Source organism: Ruminiclostridium josui JCM 17888 (assembly GCF_000526495.1).
GTDB classification, from domain to species: domain Bacteria; phylum Bacillota; class Clostridia; order Acetivibrionales; family DSM-1351; genus Ruminiclostridium; species Ruminiclostridium josui.
On sequence record NZ_JAGE01000001.1, the window covers coordinates 3326206 to 3351276 of the forward strand.

Genomic DNA, 25071 nt, shown 5'->3' on the forward strand with positions numbered 1-25071 from the left:
CCCTATAATTTCTATAGTTTCTCCATTTTCTCCTGAAGCTTCTTTTTATCAGGATTCGTATACAGTAAAGTAGTATGAATGTTAGAGTGCCCGGCCTGATTTGCAACTTCATGTGGAAGCATACCTTTTTCTAAAGCATTGGTACAGAAGAAATGTCTTAACTGGTGCGGAGTGATTATATCACTATACTTTTGAAATATCCTATTGACCGTTGTTCTGTCCAATTTTTTGTTTTTCTTGCTGACAAAAAGGTAATCGGAGTTCTGTGATGATTTAATATTATCCCTGTCTTTCAAATACCCTCTAATTGCATTTATAACCTTGGTATTAAGTATTACAGTCCTTTGCTTATCACCTTTGCCATTTCTGATAACACACTCTTTTCCGGATAAATCAAAATCATCCATCCTGATATTAAGAGCTTCCGAAATTCTCATGCCGGTATAAGCTATAAGAACCATCAATGCATAATTACGGGTGTTCCTGCTTTCAAGTACAGTCTGTAAAAAATGTTTTACTTCCAATTCAGTTACCTTAGTCGGTGAAGCATATTGAAGCTGCACTTTTATTTTATCACTGTTATCAATAGCAATATCATCCTGATAGTTATTGGCAATAAGAAATAGGTTATATTTCAACAGACTGCTTAGTTTATGATTAATGGTTTTGGCATCATTTCTACGGATATTTTGAAGATAGCTTTTATACTCCATTACATTCTGATGGAGCAGTATTGTAAACTCCTTTGAGAAGGATTCCTCAAACCATTTGAAATAGTCTCTTATATCTGATATGTAGCCTTTTATTGTATTGATACTTTTCCCTTCATTGGTAAGGTATTGCATAAATTCATCCAAAATTTTCACCTGTCTCTTATTCTTAAAATATTTATTGGTGAAGAATTCACCGATTTTTATAAACAGGCAGTGGGAGCATCCGTGTCACCAAGGGCAACGTAAATAGCGCAAAAGGCTATTGTCATTAACTGTGAATAATAAGCTACTTTTCACTACATGACACAAATGCTCCCATTACCCCTATTTATTTTCATTTACTAATTTACTTATAACTTCTGTGGACAGTCTTGTCAGATATGAAACATGAGTCTCATTTTCAGATAAAAAATCGAATAATATTTTTATTTTAGTATTTAAATCAAAATCTAATATAAGAGGATACCATTCATACCTATAATTTGGGTTCATTTTCTTTACCTTATAAAGCCATGTTTTTAAAGTAGGTTCTGGAACATGAAATAATTTACTTACAGTATCAGTATTTCCACACAGCATACATATAAGTGTTAAATTTTCTTTTGCCTTTTTTGTATATTTGTTATGAGAAGTCCCAAATGCGAAGAATTTCTCAGATACACTATTTGGTTCCCAAGGCATCCGCTCTTCTTGAAATTTCTTTTCAAGTGATTGGTAAATTTCAGTATAATCAGTTTTGTCATTTAACATCTCCATGACATTAATCCTCCCTGGTAATTCTATTCACATAATAATGAGTTAAGTTGTGTTGCATCAGTATTTTTGTTAATTGCATAAATTGTGTTGCATAATATAAGGATATACTACCATTTTTTGATTAACTATGCAATACAATTTATATTGTGTTGTATTAGATGTCTTTATAGAATTGGAGGTACAAATCCTCATGTACAGAGCACACGCCTGAAATTTCTAAAAAAAAGACTCATACATGTTTATTAAAAAGTTTACTTTTTCGAAATAGAAATGTTGTAATAAGAAAATAAATAAAAGTTATAGACATGACTATAACAGAAACTAATATTTTTATCGTAATAGAGTAAAAATCCAGGAAATTGAGCGATAGTATGAATCCACCGACAAGTACAAATGCAATAGATATTACTTTTATTTTTTGATTGGACACAAATATATAAATAATATGTGTAAGCAACCATAACGAAATGAAATACGAAGGTAAAAAAAGTGCTATGGCAGTAAAATCAGTAAATAAAGGATTTGCCATATCATCAGTATGGTAGTATGGTTTAAACTCTATCATTCCTGTAATTGATAGAGCCAATGTAATTATTGTCCAAATCAAATAAATCATATATCTTCCTCGCTTATTCACGTAGTATAAAAAGTAACATGGTTTTGAACCATGTTACTTTTTATACTTAACTTAATAATTTTAATAATAAGCTTGCAAATTCCACAAATTTCTTTTCTGTGTATCTCCAACTGAACTTTCACTTTTTATAATAGCACCATCTGCAATTGCTTTGTCAAAAGCACCCTTATAGTTACTAGCACTAAAATTAAAAGTGTAATATCTGCCTTCAAAGTTGTTAGTTAAATCCATGATATTACTTGCATCCATGAAACCACTAAAGAAACTGTAACCTGCTTTACAATATCTAACTATTGTCTCTTTCATAATAGGAATGTAATTAACAGTATCTGAAAAAGCCCATACTGAAGAATTTTCACTAGAATACCCGTCACTTATATAGCTTTGATATTGAGAATCATAATAGTTTGTCATCGGTTCTAGTAAAAGTAATCCCCATTCATGATTAACAGTTCCTATGTAGGTAGGGTTCATTCCGAGAGAACTATTAAAAGTAGATATAAAATTCCATGTAAAATGTCTATATGCATCTTGAAGCATAACATCATTTGGATATTGAGATGCTGCAATACTTCTAGCACTATTGGCAGTTGTTATACCCAAAGCATATATTTGAGATGCAGTCATCCCTTCATCATCATCTAAAATCCCCTCAATAAAGTTTCCTTCTCTTAATTTCGCTTTATTTGAATCATATGAAGATGAGGCAGCTGCTGTGTTAAATGATGGCTGAGGATCGGAAATATTTTTATTACTTGTATTAAAAATAGATTCAATCCTTGATGCTTTCTCTAAAGCCGCCTTTCTCTCAGATTCAGTTGATTTGTGGCTTTTTCGATAGTTTTCTTGAATATCACTGATTTTTTTGTTTATTTCATCTTTGCTTAAAGGCTTTTCATATGAAAAGTTTTGTGAACTAATGGAAATTTGATTTTGATGCATTTTAATAATATCCGATTCTCTGTCAGCAGCAAATGTTACTGTTGATAAAAAACTAAATATGAGAGTTACCGTAAGTAATGCAGATATCTTTTTTTTCATATAAAAATTTTCTCCTTGCTTGATTGTAAATTAAATTTCTCAACTAGTTAAGTTATTAACATGATACCATAATTGTAAATAACTGTAAATAAAATTGACTATATTTATTCAATTATGTTGTATTACCTTTATAGTGATAGTAGATTTTATAGTAAAGTGGTTTTGATCATACTATATTTTTAAAATGGAAGCTTACTTGCCAGTGATAACAAGATGCTACACAAGAAACTCACTTCTTAACTTACAAAAATAAAATGATTTTCTATATAGATACCCTTAGCGTACGATTTTTGCAAAAATCTGCCTATACCCCATTAATTGTATCGGTGTCTCAGGCGTCCGTCAACAGCAAAGGAAATAAATAGTTAAATGTGAGATGGGTTTGCTTGGACATTTGACTATAGATGAGGAGTGGAATATGTACGCCAATTGTACAGCAGTGAAATAAATTTTGTGTTCTATGTATAAAGAGAACTGCATTCGGCGGTTCACATGGATAATGGCAATATGCCAGGCACAAATAGCTGCTGATAATACCGGAGCGGAGCCAAGAGGTTAAACCCTGCGAGGAAATTATAATTAAAGTTTGAATTGGCGAAAAAGATAATTTAATTTATGTGTTTTCACAATAGACCATGCACTGGAATGCAGTTTCCATATGCCAGTGCGTGGATGTGCTGTGAAAATGAATTAACCATTTATTTACTTTTGAATAGAATGTATTGGGGGTTGATAGTATGACAATTAAAAATAACAGGATTGAACTTACTTCAGAAGAAAGTAACATATTTACCCGCCAGTTTAAAATAGGAATAATCAAGCAGCTGTATAAAGAGAAGCTGCTGACTGGTGAGCAATATGATCAGGTGATTAAAGCAATTAATAGCTAGTGATTCCTACAAACGGCCTGCTTGTAATTAAAAGTAGGCTCTTATTTTATATAATCAGAGGTAAATGTATGAAAGTAAAAGTTGGTGCTTACTGCAGAGTTTCAACGGAAAAGGATGATCAGGTAAATTCACTTCAGAGCCAAAAAAAATATTTTGAAGAATATATAAGGAATAGACCTGACTGGGAATTTGTTGACATTTATGCTGATGAGGGAATTAGTGGGACCCAGGCCGAGAACAGAATGGAATTTCAGAGGATGATCTCTGATGCTAAATACAAAAGGTTGGATTTGATATTAACAAAAGAGATTTCAAGATTTGCAAGGAATACAAAGATTAGTATTGATTATACACGTATGCTTAAAGAGCTTGGAGTAGGTGTCATCTTTATTAATGATAATATTAATACTCTTGACGGAGATGGTGAATTAAGGCTTACTATCATGTCAGCTATTGCCCAGGATGAAAGTAGAAAAACATCCGAAAGGGTAAAGTGGGGACAAAAAAGAAGGATGGAGCAGGGTGTTGTTTTTGGAAGAGAGCTATTTGGATACAACTTATATAAAGGCGTTTTAACTGTTAATGAGGAAGAAGCTGAAATAGTAAGATTAATTTTTCACAAGTATACCATCGAAGGAAAAGGTACTCATGTAATTGCTAGAGAGCTATATGAAGACAATATACAATCAAAAAGATATAAAAACAGGTGGTCAAATACCGTAATTTTGAGACTTCTGAAAAATGAAAAATATGTTGGAGATCTGGCCCAAAAAAAGACCATAACTCCAAATTACTTAAATCATAAAAAGAAATACAACAGGGGAGAAGAAGAGATTATTTATATAAAAAACCATCATACACCTATCATATCAAGGGAATTATGGGATGCAACACAAGAACAGATTAGTCAACGATCAGCATCAAAGGAGCAAAAAAGCAAATACAGCAATAAATATTGGTGCTCGGGAAAGCTAATTTGTGGCGAATGTGGAAGTAAATTTGTGGGGAGAAGCAAAAAACTAAAAAACGGGGAAGTTTACAAGGCTTGGAGATGTAATCAGGCTAAAAGTTATGGCAGTCTCAAGATTGATGTAAATGGAAATCAGGTTGGTTGCAACAATAAGAGCATTAATCACATAGTGCTGAGTAAAATAGTAAAAACAGTTTTGTACTCAATAAATTCAAATAAAGAAAAAATAATATCCGAGTTGGTATCGGAAATTAAGAAATTGAACAAGTTGACTGATATAAAGAGTACGGATTCATTTACAAGAAAAATAGAAGACCTGAACCGTAAAAAGCAGGAAGTAATTAACCTAATGATTGAAGGAAGCATATCTAAGGATGATATGGTTTTAATGAATAAAAGGTATGACTTTGAGATAAATAAAGCTAAAACGGAGATTAAAAATATTGAAGAAATCAATCTTATAAATAGCAGGAATGCAGATAAGCTACAGCTATATATAGACAGGATAAATTCTCTGGTTAACCGGATTGAAGAAAAAGATTCAGAGGAAGTATTTAAGCTGACAGTAAAAAAGGTTATCTTATATAAAAATAACATTATGGAATTATACTTAACATGTATGCCTGAGCCAATAAAACTAAAGTATAAAAGCAAAGGTAAAAATGGTAACTATAGTGTTGAATACAGCTTTATAGACAATTGATTTAAGATGTACCCTACTGATACAGATACACCTATATCTGTGAGGGTACCCTTTGCTTGCTCATAGGGCATTGTATATCTCTGATTCAGGTAACGTAGAGATGCAGCAAGTTCTCCATCAGGCCCGCCGGATTTCAAGTTTTTACAAATTCGCCCTTTAAACACAATCATGCAAAAATGAAGAAATTTTAACAATATATTACTTTAATTTATGATATAATTTAAGTTAATATAGTAAAAATATGTTAAAAAACAGATTTAAATTATCATTTGAACATTAGGGCGAAAATTAAAAAAGAAAGGAGGATATAGAAATTATAATTTGCCCGAGTGGAATCGAATGAGTAAAAAAAATATAAAAGGAGACTTAAGTTAAATGGCGAAAGTAACAAAAATGAGAAAGGTTGGAGCATTGGTTGTTGGATCTGCATTGCTTTTTACAACTATGATTCCTGCAAGCATCTCTTCAGTAGCTGCAAGCGAAGCAATAAATGTAAGTATAGACACAAATGCTGAGAGAGCTGCAATAAGCCCTTATATTTATGGAGGTAACTGGGAATTCAATAATGCAAAGTTGACTTCAAAAAGATTAGGTGGTAACAGAACAACAGGTTACAACTGGGAAAACAATTACTCCAACGCAGGTAGTGACTGGCAGCATTCTAGCGACACTTATTTGCTGACAAGCAACAATATCCCTGAAGAAAAATGGGATGAACCGGGCGTAGTTATAACAGATTTCCAAGACAAAAATATTGCAGCAGGCGAAGAGTATTCATTAGTAACTTTGCAGGCAGCTGGATATGTATCTGCAGATGCGAATGGAACTGTAACAGAAGAAGAAGTAGCACCGTCAGAAAGATGGAAAGAGGTAAAATTCAAAAAAGATGGACCTTTATCTCTTACTCCGGATACAACTGACAACTACGTATACATGGATGAGTTGGTAAACTTCCTTGTTAATAAATATGGAACTGCCTCTACACCAACAGGTATAAAAGGATATGCTATTGACAATGAGCCGGCTCTATGGCCAAGTACACACCCAAGAATTCATCCTGAACAGCCAACCTGTGCAGAGATTGTAGACAAGAATATAAACCTTGCAAAAGCAGTAAAGGGCGTGGACCCAAGTGCAGAAACATTTGGTCTTGTAGCATATGGATTTGCTGAATATAACGAATTTCAGTCTGCACCAGATTGGGCAGGTTTAAAGGGCGATTACACATGGTTCCTTGATTATTATCTGGACAGCATGAAAAAGGCTTCAACTGAAGCAGGAACACGTTTGATAGATGTTCTTGATTTGCACTGGTATCCTGAAGCAAAGGGTGGAGGACAAAGAATATGCTTTGGAGAAGACCCAACAAATATATTATGTAACAAAGCACGTCTACAGGCAGCTAGAACATTATGGGATCCTACATATACAGAAGACAGCTGGATAGCACAGTGGTGCAGCTTTGGACTTCCTTTGATTCCAAAGGTACAGGAATCCATAGATAAATACAACTCTGGAACAAAGCTTGCTTTCACAGAATATTCATATGGTGCTGATAACCACATAACTGGTGGTATAGCTGAAGCCGACGTATTGGGTGTATTCGGTAAATACGGTGTTTATCTTGCAACTGTTTGGGGTGGCGGAAGCTACACAGCAGCAGGTATAAACATGTATACAAACTACGACGGTAACGGTTCAAAATATGGAGACATAAAGGTAAAAGCAGAAACTTCTGATATAGAAAATACTTCTGTATATGCTTCAGTTGATTCAAAAGACGATTCAAAATTACATGTTATACTAATTAACAAAAATTATGATAGTCCAATGACAGTAAACTTTGATATAAACAGCGACAAGCAGTATACATCAGGAAGAGTATGGTCATTTGACAGAAGTAGTGCAAATATAACAGAAAAAGCTCCTATAGATGCTATAAACGCTAACAAATTAACTTACACAATACCTGCATTAACCGTATGCCACATAGTGCTTGATTCAAATACTCCTTCTTTACTGTACGGTGATGCAAATGACGATGGAACTGTTGATGCTATAGACTATGCATTATTTAAGAAATTTTTATTGAACGCTGAATCAAATTATGATAAAAAATATGATTTAAATCTTGATAACTCTGTTGACGCAGTAGATTTCGGAATATTAAGACAATACTTGCTTGGAAAAATATCTAGCTTACCACTCAAAAATATAACAGAAAACAAACCACCGGTGGCTGCCTTTACAGTATCACCAAAAGCAGCATTTACTGGAGATAACATAAATTTTGATGCAACTGCTTCATCTGACCCTGACGGAAATGTTCATATTTATTCTTGGGATTTCGGTGACGGAACAGAAGGTACTGGCGCTAAAATTATCCACAAGTACAAAGCTCCAGGAACATATACAATAAAATTGACAGTTTTTGATGAACAAGGCTTGTCAAATTCAGTAACGGATACAGTTGCTATAGAATCAGCTACAGGTGATAATGCTGATATTAATTTTGAAGATGGAGAATTAAACGGATTTACAACAAATGAACCTACAACAACAAAATTATCAGTTACCTCTGAAAAGGCTTTCCAAGGAAATAAGTCACTTAAATGGGAAGCTGTAGGTTCAAAAGACGGTAAAGTAGACGCTGAAATAAACAGCAGCGTACATGTTCTAAAACCAGGAGAATCAATGACATTCAGAATTTGGATTCCTGAAGGAGCTCCAATAAAATCAATTCAGCCATACTATATGCCACATAATCCTGATTGGACAGCAGTAGAATGGAATTCTTCATGGAAGAGCTACGACATGATAAAGAAGGGTGACTGGAATGAATTTACAGTAACACTTCCTCTTACTACAGATACTACCTTAACCCAGGCCCAGTTTGGTATACAGGTTGAAACATCTGGAGAAGGCAACTTTACAATGTATGTAGATTCAATAGATTGGTAATATAGTAATAAATTAACAAATGCTCCAAAGGGTTATTACCCTTGGGAGCATTTGTTTTACTAAGAAGCAAATCACCAAAAGTATTTCTCCCCCATATAATAGATTTGGGGTGGGTTTATGACTAAAAATGAAGTGATTGATGAAGTTATTGAAATTCTTATAAAAAGAGCCTTAGAAGAAAAAACGCTAAATTCAAGGGGTGAAAAAGAAAATGGAGTATATTCCTCCTTTGGTTATTGCAAATAAGTTCGAAGAGTATAATGATATCAGAAATTCTATAGGAGAAGTTGGCTTGGAGGTAGGAGGATACATACGAATATCTACAAAAAAGGACAGTCAGATATCTTCAATTGAAAATCAAAAAAAATATATATCAGAATGGGCAAGTGTTAATGGTTATAAAATAATTGATTTTTACATAGACATGAAGACCGGTGCATACAGTTACCTAAGACAGGAAATGGTGAGGATGAAAAACGATATTTCATCAGGAAAAATAAAAGGCATTGTATCAAAGGAAATATCCAGAACCTCCCGTGATATACTTGACATAATTGAACTTAAAAGGAGCCTTGCAAATCAAGGAGCTTTTTTTATTTCTATAAAAGAAGGCTATGACAGCAGGACTGACGATGATGAGTTTCTTCTAGTAATACATGCAGGACTTGCACAAAAAGAGAGAAAAGTAACTGGTTCAAGAGTTAAAATAACTCAGATGATAAAGGCACGGGAAGGAAAAACCAATGTACCAACGCCTGCTTTCGGATACATGTTGTCTCCTGACGGTCAGCACCTTGTAATAAATCCTGAAACAGCAGAAGTGTACAAAATGATAGTGGATAAATTTCTTGAAGGCTGGGGAAGGCTTAAAATATGCAAATATCTTAACTCACAAGGAATTAGGACAAACAGGGGAAATGTCAATTGGAGTACCAATTCCATATATGCCATTCTGACAAACCCTGTATACCTAGGTATAACCATATACAATGTAACTTTGACAGTACGTGATGATACAGGTAAGGCAAAACGAATGGTAAGACCACGTGAACAATGGATAGTACGGGAAAATACCCACCAACCGCTTATTACAAAAGAAAAATTCGATAGAATTCAGCAGTTGATTCAGGATAAAAAGCAAAATGAAGTAAAAGAATGGAGCTGCACGAAAAAATACCTTTTATCAGGACTGGTATACTGCAAGTCATGCGGCAGTAAATTATATGGAGGAAGGTTCCCAAAAAAGGAGGCAAAGTTAAAAAATAAGTCAGAAAGAACAAGAGAGGATTACTATTACTATTACTTTGACAGAAAAACCTCCGGTGTTTGCAAGAACAGAAAGGCAAATTATCACATGGATATTGTTGAAAGAAAGGTAATTGAAAAGGTAAAAGATATTCTTTTATCCTATGACAAACTGGAGGAAATAATTAATAGTAAGAAATTCCTTTACGATACAAGATTTAATAAAGAGAAAATGGATTACCAACGACTTAAAGACAAGCTTCAAGCTGTTGAAAACGCAATGAGAAGAGAACAAATAGCTTACGAAGAAGAAGTAATTACCATAGAGGAATATAAAACACGGTTAGATGAGCTTCGCCTTCAGAAACTTTCTTTATTAAATAAACTTGAAATAATAAAATCCATACCTGCCGAAACAAGTTATTTGGAGCTAGTAAAAAAGATAAAAGAAATAATAGTAAATTTACATAATGAAGATTCTGAATTTCAGTATGAAATAATACGTAAATTAATAAGCAAAATATATATTAATGATAATTATTCTCTTGAGTTTGAATATACTTTTAATTTATAAAAACTAGAAATCCGGGCCGCCAAGCTGAGTTATTATAGCTTTAGCAAGAGCCGCATTTGGTCTGGTTATTTTTACCGGGTACTCCAATTTTTTTTCATAAATCCACATATGTTATTACACCTCCCGTCCGATTTCCCATGGCCATGGATTTTCAATCCATTTCCAGGTAGATAAATCATTATCCATGTGAGTAGCGGTAAGGGGACCAAACCTTTTGGTAAATTCAGATTCCAACTGGTTTTTCATGTCACGGTACTGTTTAAAATAAGACAGTGCTGTCTTATCGTTGGGATTGTTATTTAAAAACAAACCTACTTCTGTACAGGCAAATTCGTAAGCCTGAATCTTCCAAAGCAGTGCTTCACGCTCATTGAGAGGCTTCATACCACTGGGAATACCTGGTTGCCCCATGCCGCCTATATTGCCGCAATCATCCATATTTCCCATATGGCCCATGCCGCCCATACCTATGTTAGTATTCATACCTGTTTCCCCCTCCCAAGAAAGGTTTATCAAGTGACGGGAAAAGAGTACCTCTGTCTAGTCCTTCATTCACATCAAAGGGTTTTTCCCAAAGCTGTGCAGGAACAAATGCCATTGCTAGTGATATTTTAGAAGAGTTAAAGGGTTTTATAGCACTGTCGGCTCTTTCCTGATAATCGTAACCATTTACTAAGTCATCCATTATGCTTCTCCTTTCAAATAAAACGAATAACTTCCTCTATATCTAGAATATGAAGACATAATTATTTAAGTTACATAAAGTTGAATTAATTTAATTATGAAAATAAATGAATAGCGCTTGACAGGAAATATCTTACAAGTGTAATATTTAATATAAAACAAATCAGTTCTTTATGAGGGGGTAATCTATTATGAATAAGTCTGCAAAAAAAGTTGTGACAGTACTTATTTCTATTATGTGTGTTTTTGCATTAGTAATTATATTAGTATTTGCTACCAAGGGGAATACCCCCGAAACTATTGATTCTAACAATAGTACAAAGATGGATGCAAAAGGACAAGTTTACAATGCAGATAACTTATTTGAAAATAAAACTCCCTACGTAGGAAACAACAGCAAGGTTTTACATATTATTGACAACCTGCAGTTTAGCAACTACAGAGAAGAAGTATCACTTCAAACTGAAAAAGCTCCTTATGGAGTGACTGTTAATTATAATTTTCAGAATTTAGTTGAAGGAGATTACCAAAAAGCAAAAATAGAAAATGAAGAACGATTGAAACTTGCTTTTAAAAGAAATGCTGCAATGATGTTTTGTCTCATAGAAAACCTGGATAATATTACCTTTATATGTCATACAAATAATGGGTCAGTTGAATACAACTATACCAGAGAAGAAGTACAAAAAGACTATAATGAAGATTTAAGAGAATTTTCAAAGGACAAAAATAAGTTCGGCGACTTTGCTATTACATTAAATAATGACAATCTAATAATACATTCAATGAAAAATTATTCTCCTGCCATGTCCAGTGTATTTGGATTGAAAATTATGTCTACCTATGAGGGGAAAGCAGATAAAATACGATATACAGCAACAAATGGCATACTAATGATAAATATTAGTTCCGAAAATCGGGAGAAGACATTGACAGTCCCGACAGATACACCTATTTATTGGAGTCCAATTACAGGAGATGATACAAGTTCCGAGGCTGATAAAATAACTGTTAAAGTTGAAGCGCTAAACGAAGGAATAAAGATTGCTGAGCAAATACTTTGCATTAACAAAGAAGGTATAGTATATACTATAGAAGAAAATACTAATGTCATAGCAGATGTAAAATAACATTTTATTTTTGGACATGCATCATTTTATATATATAATCATAGAATGGAAAGGTACACTATTTTGAGGTATTAATTACTTCATTATCATGGGGGGTGCCTTGCTTGATTGATATACTATTTTACACAATATTTAATGTATTAAGCAATTTTTTCGTGATGATTGGGTACGTATCAAATGTGAATTCCTTCCCCCAGCCTTTAAAACCGGAGGAGGAGCAATACTATGTTGAGGCATACAAAAATGGTAGTGAGGAAGCAAGAAACATTCTAATTGAAAGAAACTTGAGGCTGGTTGCACATATAGTAAAAAAATACGGTTCGTGCGGCAGTGACAGTGATGACCTTATTTCAATAGGTACAATAGGTTTGATTAAAGCAATATCTACATTTAATATGGATAAAGGAACTCGTCTTGCAACCTATGCTGCCAGGTGTATAGAAAATGCAATTCTAACACTACGGAAACATTCAGAGGCTAATACCACTACTCTACATTGGAAAGCATTTCAGATATGTCTGTTGTCAAAAAATTAAAAAGTAAAGGGTTTAAGTTTTCAAATTTAAGTATAAAGGTTACATATTACTAAAACTTGTTTTAACCAATATAATGTAAACTTTTGGAGAAAGTATTGAAAATAATGGTAAACAGTGGTATAATTTGGTAATAAAGAGAAAATATGAATCACATAATATGTTGCAGATTATAAAATTATGTAATTTACCGTGAGGAGTTTGAGGTGTTTACAAAAACAGAAAACTAAAGTTTAAATGTTTGGTTCGTCTGTAGAACGGAGAATTATAATGTGTGGTATTGTGGGAGCTGTTTCGTTAGAAAATAGTATTCCTGACCGGTTAATTGAAAAAATGACTGGTGCTATCGTACATAGAGGACCGGACGGTGAGGGTTACTATTATAGTTCTATGGTTCAATTAGGCGCGAGAAGACTGAGTATCGTTGACACGAAGAATGGGGGACAACCCATGTTTAATGAGAATAAGTCCATCGTTGCAGTATTTAACGGCGAAATATACAATTATATAGAATTAATGAATCAGTTAATTTCAAAGGGACATGCCTTTAATACATTATGCGATGCTGAAGTTATTGTGCATTTATATGAGGAATATGGAGTGGAAATGCTGGAAAAAATTGATGGCCAGTTTTCATTCGCAGTATACGACCAGTATGGCAGTAGGGTGTTTATCGCTCGAGACAGGAATGGCATTTGTCCTCTTTTTTATTCTGTAGTAAATAATACAGTATATTTTGGATCGGAGATTAAAGCAATTGCGCAGGTGGATGAAGTTGAAATTCGTCCAAGTATGCAGGGGTTGTACGAACAGTTTGTATACTGGTCACCTGCAGAGAGACGAACGGTTTTTGAGAATATCTATCAGATTCCATCATCAGGGTATGCCATAATTGATAAAAAAAATGGTTTACAGGTAAAACTATACCATCGTTTTAGTGACTATGCTCAAGAGTTTGATTATAGTAGTATTAATGAGCTTAAGAATGAAATACGTACAACCCTTAAGAAAGCCATTTTAGAAAGGCTTATGTGTGATTCAGATGTAAAATGGGGAATTTACTTAAGTGGAGGACTTGACTCTACGATTTTGATAAAATTATTATACGAATGTGGATATGATGAAATTCCTACATTTTCTCTAGGATTTAAAGATTATAGAATTGATGAATCTGCATACCAGGCATTGGGTTTAGAAGGGAATAAAGGGCAACACACAAAAATTACGGTCAGTGATGAAGATATCATTTCACAACTTTCAAAAGTAATAAAACATTGTGAGGTTCCACTATATAAGTTGGGTGCTGTTCCAATGTATATGCTTTCCAAAGCAGCGCATAAAAATGGTGTCAAGTTTGTTTTGAGTGGAGAAGGAGCAGATGAGCTGTTTTATGGTTATGATATCTATAAAGAAACACTTTATAGAAAGTACTGTTCACTAAATCCCGCATCCAATATTCGTACAGATGGAATTAAAAATTTCATTCCATCGGGCAATATGATTAGCAGCTATGTACTAGAAGGTTATAAAAAATATTATTCAACTTTCTTCCAGGGAAGTAATGAGTTTATCTATTCTATGCAGTCACGCATTACAGCCAGTTCTTCTATTCTAGAATATTTCAATCAAGAAAACAAGGCATGCATTGACTTGAAAAAAATATCTGACGAGGTCTTTAAGCAATTTAGTTTGGAATCAAAAGAGTTGACTGTGTTAAAGAAGTGTCAAGCTGTTCAGATGCAATTACTTTTATCAGGTTATCTTTTATCAACACAAGGGGACCGGGTACTAATGGCAAATTCCGTAGAGGGAAGATATCCATTCCTTGATCGTCGCTTAATTAGACTTGCATATTCTATTCCAGACAATTTAAAGTTAGCAGGTTACAATGAAAAGTATATTTTAAAAGAAACATTTTCTGATATTGTACCTGAACCAATCATAAAAAGAGCCAAGTATCAATACTCTACACCAGGAGTAGAGCTTTTCTTAAAAAATATTAATCAATTTGAAACCTATTTGACTAAAAACACCTTTGATAAGTATGGTGTTTTTGATTACGGTAAAGTCCATAAGCTAATAAAAGAATTAAAGGAAAATTCAGATAATTTTCAAAGAAATATTACACAAGATATGACTATGATTTATGTGATTACAACACATATGCTTTTTGAATCAGCCTATGGAAAATTTGTTTAGAATAGGTTTTACATAAATACAATGAAATAATTTATGTATAAGAATTCCTTTTATATTTGGATAAATCCAATTATTTAAGAGGAAATCTTATCATATATCAAATGATAAATAAAGTTTTGTGCTTAGTGTTTGACATTTGAGCAAAGCGGTACAAGACTTGGTTTATTGAACAAAGGAGGTGAAACGTATGTTAAAGCACACCAGATACAATTGTGCAACAAGTATCGTAACGGGGACAGTTCAAGTAAGCCCCGGAGCATCGACTACATGTACTGGATCAGCTTGTTCATGTTGCAGCTGCACATGTTGCTAATTCGATAGTACATAAGATTATTCTAGGTTAATCTTCATAAAGATTAATTGGTTGCATTTTATAAACTGCGACTTTGCAAGTATCTTTATCGAAGAATGAGCAGGTTGGAGTTTATGTAACAATTCTAACCTGCTCATAAAGTACAAATAACACCTTTTAATTTATAAAGAGGTTAAATATAAAAGGAGATGTTTACATGGATAGCAAGGGGAAGAAGTATTTAGAAGAACATGCACATTATCGTGAAACTATAAGTATGAGTTCACAATATGCTTTGATTTCACCTTATGCCGATACTACAGTTGTTTGCACCCCTGAAGTAGTACTAAAGGGAATATATCACTCTAGGGTAAATCGATTTATTAGTGAAGAGTATTTGCTTAATTTTCGTACATACAGCGCAAGGCTTGACTTTAGAATTGGAATTAGCAGATTTCGTGCAAGGGATGCAATGCTTTCATTTGCAATGCGTAATAAAAAAGAACAGGCATATGATGACATAATAAAACTCCCCAAGGCAAAAAAAATAAAAGCTAATTTCAGTGCAGTGTTACAAGCTAGAAGAAGTGTAAGAACATTTAAAGGCTCTATTCCTTTAAATGACTTCGCAACCATTCTTTACTACTCACAGGGGATTACAGGATATCTGCAATTAAAAGATAAAGAGGCGGATGCAGAACGTATTATGCTTCGTGCTGCTCCATCAGGAGGCGGCTTTTACCCAATTAAACTATATATTGTTGCATGGAATATCGATGGACTGGAGAAGGGGATTTATGAATATTATCCTTATACACATTCTCTCAGGTTAATAGAGAAGGGATATAGTGAGGAAGATTTGAATGCTCTTGCTGGTTTTGGAGATATAAAAGTTGAAGATTCAGCTTTTTGTATTGCATATGTATATGAATTGTATACAAATTCTCATAAATACGGTAATGCGGGTGCTGCGTATGCATTCATTGAAGCAGGGGAAATAGCAGAAAATGCACAGTTGACTACAACGGCACTGGGATATGGTGCATGTGATTTAGGAGGATATGATAAGCAATTTATTGAAAAAAGATTTGGCCTTGATGGACTTAGTAAGCAAGTCATACATTTTACAGTTTTTGGAAATGGAGGAGTTATTTAATGTCTAAAGATTCTAATAATTTGGTTTTTCGTGATAATGTAAATGTTTATGATAATGGTGCAAATGAAATTCGTTTGCGTATGGGCGTATTAAATTATGAGGAAGCAGAATTAGATTTGTCTACATTAACAGAAAATTTGGCTACTTTTATGAGAAAGGTATTTAATGATCTTCAAAGTGAAGAGGGGTACAATGAGGAAACTATTAATGAAGTACTTCTGGAGCCATATGAAAAAGAAGTGGTGCAATCATTATTAAACGAGCTTCGTGCAACAAACTATATTACATCGGTTGAAACAAAGGGTATAGATGAAGAGCTGACACTAGCTTTGTTAGGATATTTACAACATGAAGATATTAAATCGGAAGATGATGCAGATAAAAAGCAAGTTTTATTTTTTGCAGATGATGAATATACTGTGAATTCGGCTATAAGTCTTGCAAAAGAAATGAATTTTAATTTAAATATCATGGATGCTCAAACAATGCAGGAAATTAAAAATGCAGATTTGACTTCCAATATGGATGGCTTGTCTCGTGTACAACAGATGAGTCATTTTAAAGATATGTTTAAGAAGTATGATGCTGTTGTTGGTTGTATGAAAAACCTCTCTATTATTTTAATGAGAAACATAAATCGAATTTGTCTAGAAGCTGAAATTCCAATAGTTTTTACTTTTATTGATGGACCAGTGGTTTGTGCACTTGCTACTAATCCATATTCCACAGGATGCTTAGAATGCTTTGAATTGAGAGCCCTTGCAAGATTGGAAGACCATGTTCAATATCACAATTTTGTTAAGGTTGAAAAAAATTCATCGAAGTATACGTCTAAAGGAAATAAAGGACTTGTTCCATTATTAAACTTGTTGGTGAACTTAGCAGTTTCTGAGGCTTATTTGATAAGAAAAATCGGGGTTTCTAAATTTACCGGAAGATTGTTAACTATTTACCTTCCAACTCTTGAGATACAGGCTCAGGATATTTTACGTGTGCCGTTCTGTCCTGCATGTGGTGCTGTTTCTAAGATTAAGTTGGAAGAGAAAAATATTTCGTCACGTGCATTAGTAGATGAAATGGTTGCTAATACAATTAAGATTAAATAAATATTAAAAATATGGAGTGGTAATATGATAAGATTTTATCCATCGTATGAACATATTATGAATCAATATAAATATATTGGTGGAAATCAAACAGGCATTTTGCATGGGGTTTTAGCACCTATGGTTCACATGCCGCCTGAGCCTTGTCTAAAATCTGTAACAGGACGTATGCCCAACTATCATAAAATAACTTTCAATAATCCTGAGAAACATGTTGAGTACCATCTGAGTGGATATGGAATGTATCATGAGGAAGCATTGATTAAGTTAATTGGGGAAAGTGTAGAACGTTATTCGTCTGTAAGTACAGAAAAGATTTTAAGAGAGAAAGCAGTTTATTGTAGTTATAAAGAAATGAAAAAGCAAGGAAAGGTAATGCCATTAGAATACCTTAATATTTTTTCCAGTGAGCAGCAAAAGGTCTTAGCCCAGATGATGCCAGAATATTCACCTGTACATGCAACAGAAGACGATATCATCGGGTGGATTAAATGTGCATCATTGGTTCATCCTGGTGAAGACGTATGGGTACCTATGCAAATATTGTGTATCGGATTTGTTAAGAATTCTGAGAAAGGTGAAAAATTCTTTACACCTTCCTTTTCAACAGGAACTGCATCCCATCGTTCATTAAAAAAAGCTTTATTAAATGCATTAGTGGAATATATCCAAATAGATTCTTTTGTCCTTTCATGGTACACAAAGCATAAATCTAAAAGAGTTATAATAGATGACCCGGATGTTTTAAAATGTCTTGAAGATTGCGGACTTGGAAAGGATTCTCCTTATGAGGTGATTCCATTACTTGTAACTATGCCAGATATGGACTTACCGGTTTATCTTAATATACTTAAGAGAAAAGATAAAAAGCTTCCATATTTAATTGTTGGTACCCAAGGAGATTTGAATGCAAAAAATGGTGTTTTAAGAGGCTCAATGGAGGCGACAGCCATCATATTTATGCATATGTTTAATGCATTGTTTGATCCTGAAAAAATAGAATTTTCTAATACCACATCTGCATTTGCAGATTTGGATACCAATGTTTTATATTATGGGGTTCCCGATAAAGCAAAAGAAATTGATGCTTTATTGGAGCAACTTACAGGAGAGACAATAAAATTGTCGGAAATAGAATCTCGTTGGGAAAACGATGTTGATGCTCAAATTTCACATTTGCTAAAAGAAGTAGCAAAAGTTAGTGAATATGCAGTTTATGTAGATATTACACCGCCTGAGGTTATAGATAAAGGGTGGAGTGTTATAAGAACATTGATACCTGAACTTTGTGGTATGTGTTTACCTGGTTTTCCTTTTAAGAATCATCCTAGAATGAAGAAATTTGGTGGTGTAACAAATGAATATCCACATCCTTTGCCATAGCCTTTTAGTACTATTAGCAACGGTGTACCCAGTTTCGATTCCACAAATTGCTCTCAACTTTACCAGAGGGTACCCAAGAAAAAATCAACAAATTTTATATTTAATGAATTGTGTAATCGTAAGTTCTGCTTTATTATTACTAAGCTTAATTTTAATACCTATGCACGGTAAGATTGTTATTATGTCCGAATTTATATGGTATATAATGGCAATCATTTCTGCGCCTGTGTTAATTGCTATAGAATTAGCTGTTGGCGGAATAATGCTTAGGTTATTAAAAATAAAGGTCAAAGGGATTTCCATAAATGCAAACTGGTCAAGGATTTCTGTATTTGGATGCATTTTAACTGTCCTCCTTGCAATCATTGAAGAACTTATATATAGACAACTGTGGAGTACTGTAATTATAGATAATTTAAACTGGGGTATTGGTGCATTTGTATTTATAAGTTCCGTTGTGTATGGTTTAAACCATCTCTATTATGGATTTACGACATTTTTGCAAAAAACTATTAGTGGGATTATCTTTGCAGTTATATTTTTGCTTAGTGGAGGATGTATCCTTGTTCCGCTTATTGCACATTCATTACAGAATATAATTATTCTAATTATGGGGAGATGCAAGAAAAATGGATAAATCTTTAATTGTTGCTGTTGTTGGTTACTGTTGTATGTTTGTATGGCTTTTTATATTTAAGCAGTCTTATAAAAATACATATACAAAAAATAGGATAACCCTTTTTATGTCGTCCTTGTTTGGATTACCGGCATCCTACTCTTATTCGGTTTTTGCATCTTTTTTATATTGTGCTTTGCCTACAATAAGTTGTATTGTTGTGGCAAGAACGGCAAAAATCCATATTTTTAACTTATTTCCCTTTGTGATGAGTCTTAAGATTTTTGCAACGATAATCCTTGGAGTCGTGGCTGCTATGTCATTAGTATCTGTATTCATTATTGTTAGCCTGAAGTTAGTGCCGAGTATGGATATTGCAAGTGAGATATCCAGAATTAAATGGATAGAAGGTATTTTTCAAATACCAAAAAAGGTAGCATGGTTATTACCGATTTTAAGTGCAAGTTTTGAAGAAGTATTTTTTAGAGGAGTATTTCTTAAAGGGTTGGTTTCAAATGGTATGAATACTGGTATAGCAGTTCTTCTGATTACTGTAGCTTTTGTATTAAATCAGGTTTTATTGACAGATACAAAGGTACAGGGATTGGTTCTTGGTTTTTCTAGTTTTTCTATTTCTATAGTAGGAAGTATTATGTTTTTTGCAACTGGTAGCATTATTCCGTCCATGATTATGCATGCTTCCTTTGCAGGGTTTTATGCAAACGGAAATGATTATAAGTCATAGGTTTAAAACTATGATATAATTATTGTATACTTGGAATATTATGGTAAGGCGTCTTACCATTAATCTTTGGATACATATAGCAAATGCCAAACGCCTGCACTGGCGTATTTCATAAGCTTTGAACATTATTTAGTAAAGGAGCGTATTGCTATAATGATTACAGTTGATTCACTTAGTATTAAGTATAAAGACTTCTGTGCTGTGGATAATATTTCCTTCTCGGTAAATAAGTGTGAGATTTTTGGTATTATTGGAGCTAATGGAGTGGGAAAAACATCTACAGTTGAGTGCATTGAAGGCCTTCGTAAGCCAACAAGTGGCAGAATTAGTGTTATGGGGCTTGATCCTTGGAAGGATAGAAAAAAGCTACAAGAAATAATGGGAGTTCAATTACAGGATACTTCTTATCAGGACCGGGCAAAAGTATATGAAATTTGTGAATTGTTTTCTTCTTTTTACAATAATCCTATGCCCTATAATGAATTACTTAATACAATGGGGTTAGAAGAAAAAAGGAAGTCATATATTTCCAAACTCTCTGGTGGGCAAAAACAAAAATTGGCTATAGTATTATCGTTAATTTCAAATCCTAAATTAGTTTTCTTGGATGAGCTTACAACAGGTTTGGATCCAAAAGCACGCAGACAGATGTGGGATTTGATTTTAAAGCTGCGTGAAAATGGGCTTACAATTGTAATTGTTTCACACTTTATGGATGAGGTGGAAACCCTTTGTGACAGAATTGCAATAATGAGTAAGGGTCACATACAAAACATAGGGACAGTTGACAGTATTATTAGCAAATACAATTTAAAGCAAAAAATATCTTTCAAGGCTGCCAATCTTGATATTGAAAGCATGAAAAAGTTAGGGTTTGAAGTAACCGTACAAAAGGAAAATGATGTTATTACTATGCTTGGTAAAGCTGATGATTATGTAAGTCGCGTGTTAGCATATTTAACTGAGAATAATATAGCGTATAAGGATTTAACTGTTAAAAGCCCAGATTTAGAAGATGTATTTCTGGATATGGTTGGATATGTGCCGGAAGATGAAGTTACTCATGATAAAAATTAAAAGATATGCCATTATTCATTACTAATTGAACCACCATGGGGTGGCGAAGTGGAGGTTACAATGAAATCAAAAATAATGTTAAGGCTAACAATATTTGAATTTAAATTGTTTTTACGTAATTTTATCAATATATTTTTCCTATTAGTATTCCCTACTCTAATGATTTTACTTTTTGGGGGGATATATGGAAATACTCCTAATGAATTGTATGGTGGGGCAGGAATGGTAGATGTATCAGTACCGGCATATGCAGGAATGATTATTTCGGTAACGGGACTTATGAGCTTGCCTCTCACTATATGTGAATACAGAGAGAAAAAAGTGCTCAAAAGATATATGGCCACACCAATAAAACCAGCGTATGTAATTGTTTCGCAAGTATGTGTTAACACATTAATGACAATTACTGGAATGGCTTTGTTGATTGTAGTTGCAAAGATTGTATTTAATCTTAATTTTACAGGAAATGCCCTAGAAGTTATACTTGTCTTTCTTTTATCGATTTTTAGTATTTTTTCCATAGGATTTCTCATTGCCAGTATTGCACCAAACATGAAGGCTGCCAGCGCAACTGCAAATCTTATTTATTTTCCAATGCTTTTTTTAACAGGGGCGACTGTTCCTATAGAGATTATGCCTGATTTTATGCAACGCATTTCAAAAGTCTTACCTGTGACTCATGTAGTTGAGGCAATGAAACATGTATGGTTAGGGGATGGCATTTCTTCATGCTGGCAGAGTATTTTAATACTTGTTGGTGTTATGGCAGTATGCTTTGCTTTATCAATAAAATTTTTCAGGTGGGAGTAAGAGTGGATACCTTTATTTTGAATTTTATAGAAAAGAATAACTTGGTTAAAATTACTTCAAAAGATGAAAGTTTATTTTTACAGGGTAAAATACACCAAAGTTTCTTTATGTATTTAATAATTGAAATTGAGGAAAAGTATGGTATTTTTTTTGAAGATGAAGAATTGGTAATTGAGAATTTTGATACTATACAGCTAATTGAGTCAATGATCAGTAGTAAACTAAAAAAATTACATAATTGTGTAAAGTAGGCTAAAGAAACATTAATTGGGATTGACAACATTACCTGAAACATAGATGAAAAGAAATGTTTCTGTAGTGTCTGGAGAAAAAAGGATTTCTAACACTACAGAAACAATTTAAACATGCTAAATATAGTATTCTGTCTTATCAGGACTTTTCATGTTAAACTCAGAAAATACTCTGTCACGAATTTTCAAAAAATCATGACTTGTTCGGTCACGTTTTCTTGCCAATGGAACACTAATAATAGATTTAATTTTACCAGGATTAGGAGTCATTATAACAATCCTGTCAGCAAGGAAAACAGCTTCTTCAATATCATGAGTAACAAAGATAATAGTCTTTTTCTGCTTCTCCCAGATATTTGAAATTTCATCCTGCATTTTAAGCCTTGTTAATGCATCCAAGGCACCGAAAGGCTCATCCATAAAAATAATTTCAGGATCAACAGCCAGAGCGCGGGCTATAGCAACACGTTGCTGCATACCGCCTGATAGCTGAGAGGGATGGCTTTTGCTGAATTTTGAAAGTCCAACTAAATCAATGTATTTACTGGCAATATCATGTCTTTCCTTTTTAGATAGCTTTTTACTTTCCAAACCTAACTCAACATTTTTTTGCACTGTCCTCCAAGGAAGAAGACCGTAGTTCTGAAAAATGGTTACATTGCTGATGCTCGGCTCCAACACCTGCTTACCGTCTATTTGTATACTGCCTGTGTTAACTTTTTCAAAGCCTGCAATGGAATTTAGAAGTGTAGTCTTGCCGCAGCCGCTTGGACCCAGTAGGCATATAAACTCTCCCTTTTCAATTTGCAAGGATACGTGATCCAAGGCTTTAAAAGTTGAATTGCTTTGTAAATATTCTTTTGAAACATCATTAATATCAATGAACATTGTTACCTCCAATAACTCCCCATCTTTTCAAGAGTTGCTTCTCTGCAAGACCAATCAAACTGTCTAAAATAAGTCCTATAAGACCGATGGATAATATTCCTGATAGCAATAAATCTGATCTTAGATTATTTCTTGCATCAATAATCATAAAACCTAATCCGGTCTGAGCTCCAACCATTTCGCCTGCTACCAGAAACACCCACGCTGTACCCAATGCTATATGCAGACCTGAAGCAATGGCAGGAAAAGCGGAAGGCAGAATTATTTTTGTAAGTAGATGGGGTTGCTTAATACCAAAATTTTTTGCAACCTTAATATAAGTTGGGTCAACTTTACCTACAGCGCTTACAGTTGTTAAAAGTATAGGAAAGAATGCTGCAATAAAAATTATGACAATTGCAGGAAGGTCTCCTATCCCAAAGAGAAGTACAATAAAAGGAAACCATGCTATTGGTGAAATAGGCCTTACCAATTGTACTACAGGATTTACAAAACTCCATGCATTTCTAAACCAACCCAGAATAAGACCCAGAGTAATTGCCGTAATGGCAGCTAAAATATATCCTATGAAAAACCTGTACATACTGGCTTTAATACCTGTAAAAAGAGTTCCGTCTAGAATAAGCTCCCCAAATCCTTTTCCTACATCTGCAGGAGAGGGAAGTAGGGCTTGATTCCAGGGTCCAAACCACACGACTGTCTGCCATAAAATCAATAATAATGTGAACGACACTATAATATGAATCAATTTCTTCATGATTTATTCTCCCTTCTATTTTTTGGAAAGGCTTGAATCTACAAAATCATCATAAGTCGGAGGATTTGAAGATATACCGAATTCCTTAATTTTAGAAGTAAGACTGTCATATGCTTCTTTTGTAATTTCAAGGTCATTGTAGGAAATCCATTTCATGGATAAATCCAGAACCTTGTCGTCGAGATTAAGATATTTCTTTGCAAAAGTATTTGCTTCGCCCTTGTGGGAATCTATGTATTCACCGGCTTCTCTATATTTGGATACAACCTCTTTTGCTGCATCCCTATTGCTGCTAATAAATTTGTCAGACAAAACCAGAGAGCAGCATATGGAATTCTTCCATAATTCATTTGATTCAAAAAGTACTTTTCCTGCCTCCAAAGCCACAGACTTTGCACCGAATGGTTCTGCAACACAATATCCAGCTATCTGGCCTTGAGCAAGGGCTGACGGCATTTCAGGAGGAGGAAGTTCAACAATGTCTACATCCTTGTAAGAAAGTCCGGCATTTTGAAGCATTTGTCCCAAAAGGATATTATGTGAGGATTGTCTGTGGGGAATGGCGAATTTCTTACCTTTTAAATCCGATGCAGTTTTAATATTAGGGGATACAACAATTACGTTGCCATCTTTATGTCCAAGTGCTACAGCCTTGACTCCAACACCCTGTTCCTTTGCTTTCATGGCAAGCTCAATAAGTACTGATGCACCGTCAATATGACCTGTGTTCAAGGCATCCATCAATTCAGGCCATGAGCCGTACTTGACCAGTTCAATTTTATATTTTTGACCTGTTTTATCCTGTAATTCATTTTCCACAAACACAGGAAGAGCGTGAGTTATTGGAAGATAGGCAATTTTTACGGTTTTTATATCTGCAGTTTTTCCGCAGGCTGCAGTACCTGTAATTATTCCTAAAAGCAAAGATGCTATAATAAACTTTTTAAAATTCAT

24 protein-coding genes and 1 pseudogene are annotated in these 25071 nt (G+C 33.9%); 16 read left to right on the forward strand and 9 right to left on the reverse strand.

The features are described from left to right. Positions 1–11 precede the first annotated feature (11 nt). The 3 genes from K412_RS0115075 to K412_RS21445 form a co-directional block, all read right to left on the reverse strand. A complete protein-coding gene (locus tag K412_RS0115075; RefSeq protein ID WP_024833873.1) occupies positions 12–866 on the reverse strand; it encodes a tyrosine-type recombinase/integrase in 855 nt (284 codons plus the stop codon). A gap of 171 nt (positions 867–1037) precedes the next feature. Further along, positions 1038–1469 (reverse strand): hypothetical protein, encoded by a 432-nt coding sequence (locus tag K412_RS0115080; RefSeq protein ID WP_024833874.1) that lies wholly within the window; start codon positions 1467–1469, stop codon positions 1038–1040. Positions 1470–2166: 697 nt separating this feature from the next. After that, on the reverse strand, positions 2167–3147 hold the full coding sequence (locus K412_RS21445; RefSeq protein WP_024833876.1) for a hypothetical protein: 981 nt from the start codon (positions 3145–3147) through the stop codon (positions 2167–2169). Between the two features lie 737 nt (positions 3148–3884). Between K412_RS21445 and K412_RS22570 the strand changes: the two genes are divergently transcribed. The 5 genes from K412_RS22570 to K412_RS0115115 all read left to right on the forward strand — a co-directional run bounded on the left by K412_RS22570 (position 3885) and on the right by K412_RS0115115 (position 10490). Then, on the forward strand, positions 3885–4037 hold the full coding sequence (locus K412_RS22570; protein ID WP_173585599.1) for a hypothetical protein: 153 nt from the start codon (positions 3885–3887) through the stop codon (positions 4035–4037). Between the two features lie 68 nt (positions 4038–4105). Then, positions 4106–5710, forward strand: a complete 1605-nt coding sequence (locus K412_RS0115100) for a recombinase family protein (RefSeq protein ID WP_024833877.1) — start codon at positions 4106–4108, stop codon at positions 5708–5710. Positions 5711–6085: 375 nt separating this feature from the next. Beyond that, positions 6086–8671 carry a glycoside hydrolase family 44 protein gene (locus K412_RS0115105; RefSeq protein WP_024833878.1) on the forward strand — a complete coding sequence of 862 codons (2586 nt, stop codon included), beginning with the start codon at positions 6086–6088 and terminating at the stop codon, positions 8669–8671. A gap of 117 nt (positions 8672–8788) precedes the next feature. Next, a complete protein-coding gene (locus tag K412_RS22950) occupies positions 8789–8917 on the forward strand; it encodes a hypothetical protein (RefSeq protein WP_278244543.1) in 129 nt (42 codons plus the stop codon). Continuing rightward, positions 8883–10490 (forward strand): recombinase family protein, encoded by a 1608-nt coding sequence (locus K412_RS0115115; protein ID WP_024833879.1) that lies wholly within the window; start codon positions 8883–8885, stop codon positions 10488–10490. Before K412_RS22950 ends, K412_RS0115115 begins: the two co-directional genes overlap by 35 nt. Before the next feature lie 9 nt (positions 10491–10499). On the opposite strand, the pseudogene K412_RS20935 reads toward K412_RS0115115, so the two are convergent. The 3 genes and pseudogenes from K412_RS20935 to K412_RS0115130 all read right to left on the reverse strand — a co-directional run. Beyond that, positions 10500–10598: pseudogene (locus tag K412_RS20935) on the reverse strand (manganese catalase family protein); the annotation flags it as partial. Positions 10599–10604: 6 nt separating this feature from the next. Further along, the gene (locus K412_RS0115125; RefSeq protein ID WP_242835640.1) at positions 10605–10973 is read right to left on the reverse strand and encodes a spore coat protein CotJB; all 369 of its coding nucleotides are present in this window, start codon (positions 10971–10973) and stop codon (positions 10605–10607) included. Further along, positions 10963–11175 (reverse strand): spore coat associated protein CotJA, encoded by a 213-nt coding sequence (locus K412_RS0115130; RefSeq protein ID WP_024833881.1) that lies wholly within the window; start codon positions 11173–11175, stop codon positions 10963–10965. Before K412_RS0115130 ends, K412_RS0115125 begins: the two co-directional genes overlap by 11 nt. A gap of 190 nt (positions 11176–11365) precedes the next feature. Between K412_RS0115130 and K412_RS0115135 the strand changes: the two genes are divergently transcribed. From K412_RS0115135 to K412_RS0115185, 11 genes are all read left to right on the forward strand, one after another. Then, positions 11366–12304: a DUF4825 domain-containing protein gene (locus K412_RS0115135; protein WP_024833882.1), complete on the forward strand. Its 939-nt coding sequence runs from the start codon at positions 11366–11368 to the stop codon at positions 12302–12304. A 104-nt stretch (positions 12305–12408) separates the two neighbouring features. Continuing rightward, positions 12409–12840, forward strand: coding sequence for a sigma-70 family RNA polymerase sigma factor (locus tag K412_RS0115140; protein ID WP_024833883.1), 432 nt, complete (start codon positions 12409–12411; stop codon positions 12838–12840). A 267-nt stretch (positions 12841–13107) separates the two neighbouring features. Then, positions 13108–15036 carry an asparagine synthase (glutamine-hydrolyzing) gene (asnB, locus tag K412_RS0115145; RefSeq protein WP_024833884.1) on the forward strand — a complete coding sequence of 643 codons (1929 nt, stop codon included), beginning with the start codon at positions 13108–13110 and terminating at the stop codon, positions 15034–15036. 509 nt (positions 15037–15545) lie between these two features. After that, entirely contained in the window at positions 15546–16484 is a 939-nt protein-coding gene (locus K412_RS0115150; protein WP_024833885.1) for a SagB family peptide dehydrogenase, read from the forward strand. Further along, positions 16484–17590, forward strand: coding sequence for a hypothetical protein (locus tag K412_RS0115155; RefSeq protein ID WP_024833886.1), 1107 nt, complete (start codon positions 16484–16486; stop codon positions 17588–17590). The genes K412_RS0115150 and K412_RS0115155 overlap by 1 nt, the downstream gene beginning before the upstream one ends. 24 nt (positions 17591–17614) lie before the next feature. After that, on the forward strand, positions 17615–18973 hold the full coding sequence (locus K412_RS0115160) for a YcaO-like family protein (protein WP_024833887.1): 1359 nt from the start codon (positions 17615–17617) through the stop codon (positions 18971–18973). 181 nt (positions 18974–19154) lie between these two features. Continuing rightward, on the forward strand, positions 19155–19610 hold the full coding sequence (locus K412_RS0115165; RefSeq protein WP_198527700.1) for a CPBP family intramembrane glutamic endopeptidase: 456 nt from the start codon (positions 19155–19157) through the stop codon (positions 19608–19610). After that, positions 19603–20334, forward strand: a complete 732-nt coding sequence (locus K412_RS0115170) for a CPBP family intramembrane glutamic endopeptidase (protein WP_024833889.1) — start codon at positions 19603–19605, stop codon at positions 20332–20334. Before K412_RS0115165 ends, K412_RS0115170 begins: the two co-directional genes overlap by 8 nt. Before the next feature lie 153 nt (positions 20335–20487). Further along, positions 20488–21411 carry an ABC transporter ATP-binding protein gene (locus K412_RS0115175; protein WP_034847600.1) on the forward strand — a complete coding sequence of 308 codons (924 nt, stop codon included), beginning with the start codon at positions 20488–20490 and terminating at the stop codon, positions 21409–21411. A gap of 60 nt (positions 21412–21471) precedes the next feature. Beyond that, positions 21472–22221 (forward strand): ABC transporter permease, encoded by a 750-nt coding sequence (locus K412_RS0115180; RefSeq protein ID WP_024833891.1) that lies wholly within the window; start codon positions 21472–21474, stop codon positions 22219–22221. A gap of 2 nt (positions 22222–22223) precedes the next feature. Then, a complete protein-coding gene (locus K412_RS0115185; RefSeq protein WP_024833892.1) occupies positions 22224–22472 on the forward strand; it encodes a hypothetical protein in 249 nt (82 codons plus the stop codon). A 117-nt stretch (positions 22473–22589) separates the two neighbouring features. On the opposite strand, the gene K412_RS0115190 is transcribed toward K412_RS0115185, so the two are convergent. The 3 genes from K412_RS0115190 to K412_RS0115200 are packed head-to-tail and all read right to left on the reverse strand — an operon-like array spanning position 22590 to position 25071. Further along, positions 22590–23360, reverse strand: coding sequence for an ABC transporter ATP-binding protein (locus tag K412_RS0115190; RefSeq protein WP_024833893.1), 771 nt, complete (start codon positions 23358–23360; stop codon positions 22590–22592). Next, positions 23350–24117 carry an ABC transporter permease gene (locus K412_RS0115195; RefSeq protein ID WP_024833894.1) on the reverse strand — a complete coding sequence of 256 codons (768 nt, stop codon included), beginning with the start codon at positions 24115–24117 and terminating at the stop codon, positions 23350–23352. Before K412_RS0115195 ends, K412_RS0115190 begins: the two co-directional genes overlap by 11 nt. A 15-nt stretch (positions 24118–24132) precedes the next feature. Continuing rightward, the gene (locus tag K412_RS0115200) at positions 24133–25071 is read right to left on the reverse strand and encodes an ABC transporter substrate-binding protein (protein ID WP_024833895.1); all 939 of its coding nucleotides are present in this window, start codon (positions 25069–25071) and stop codon (positions 24133–24135) included.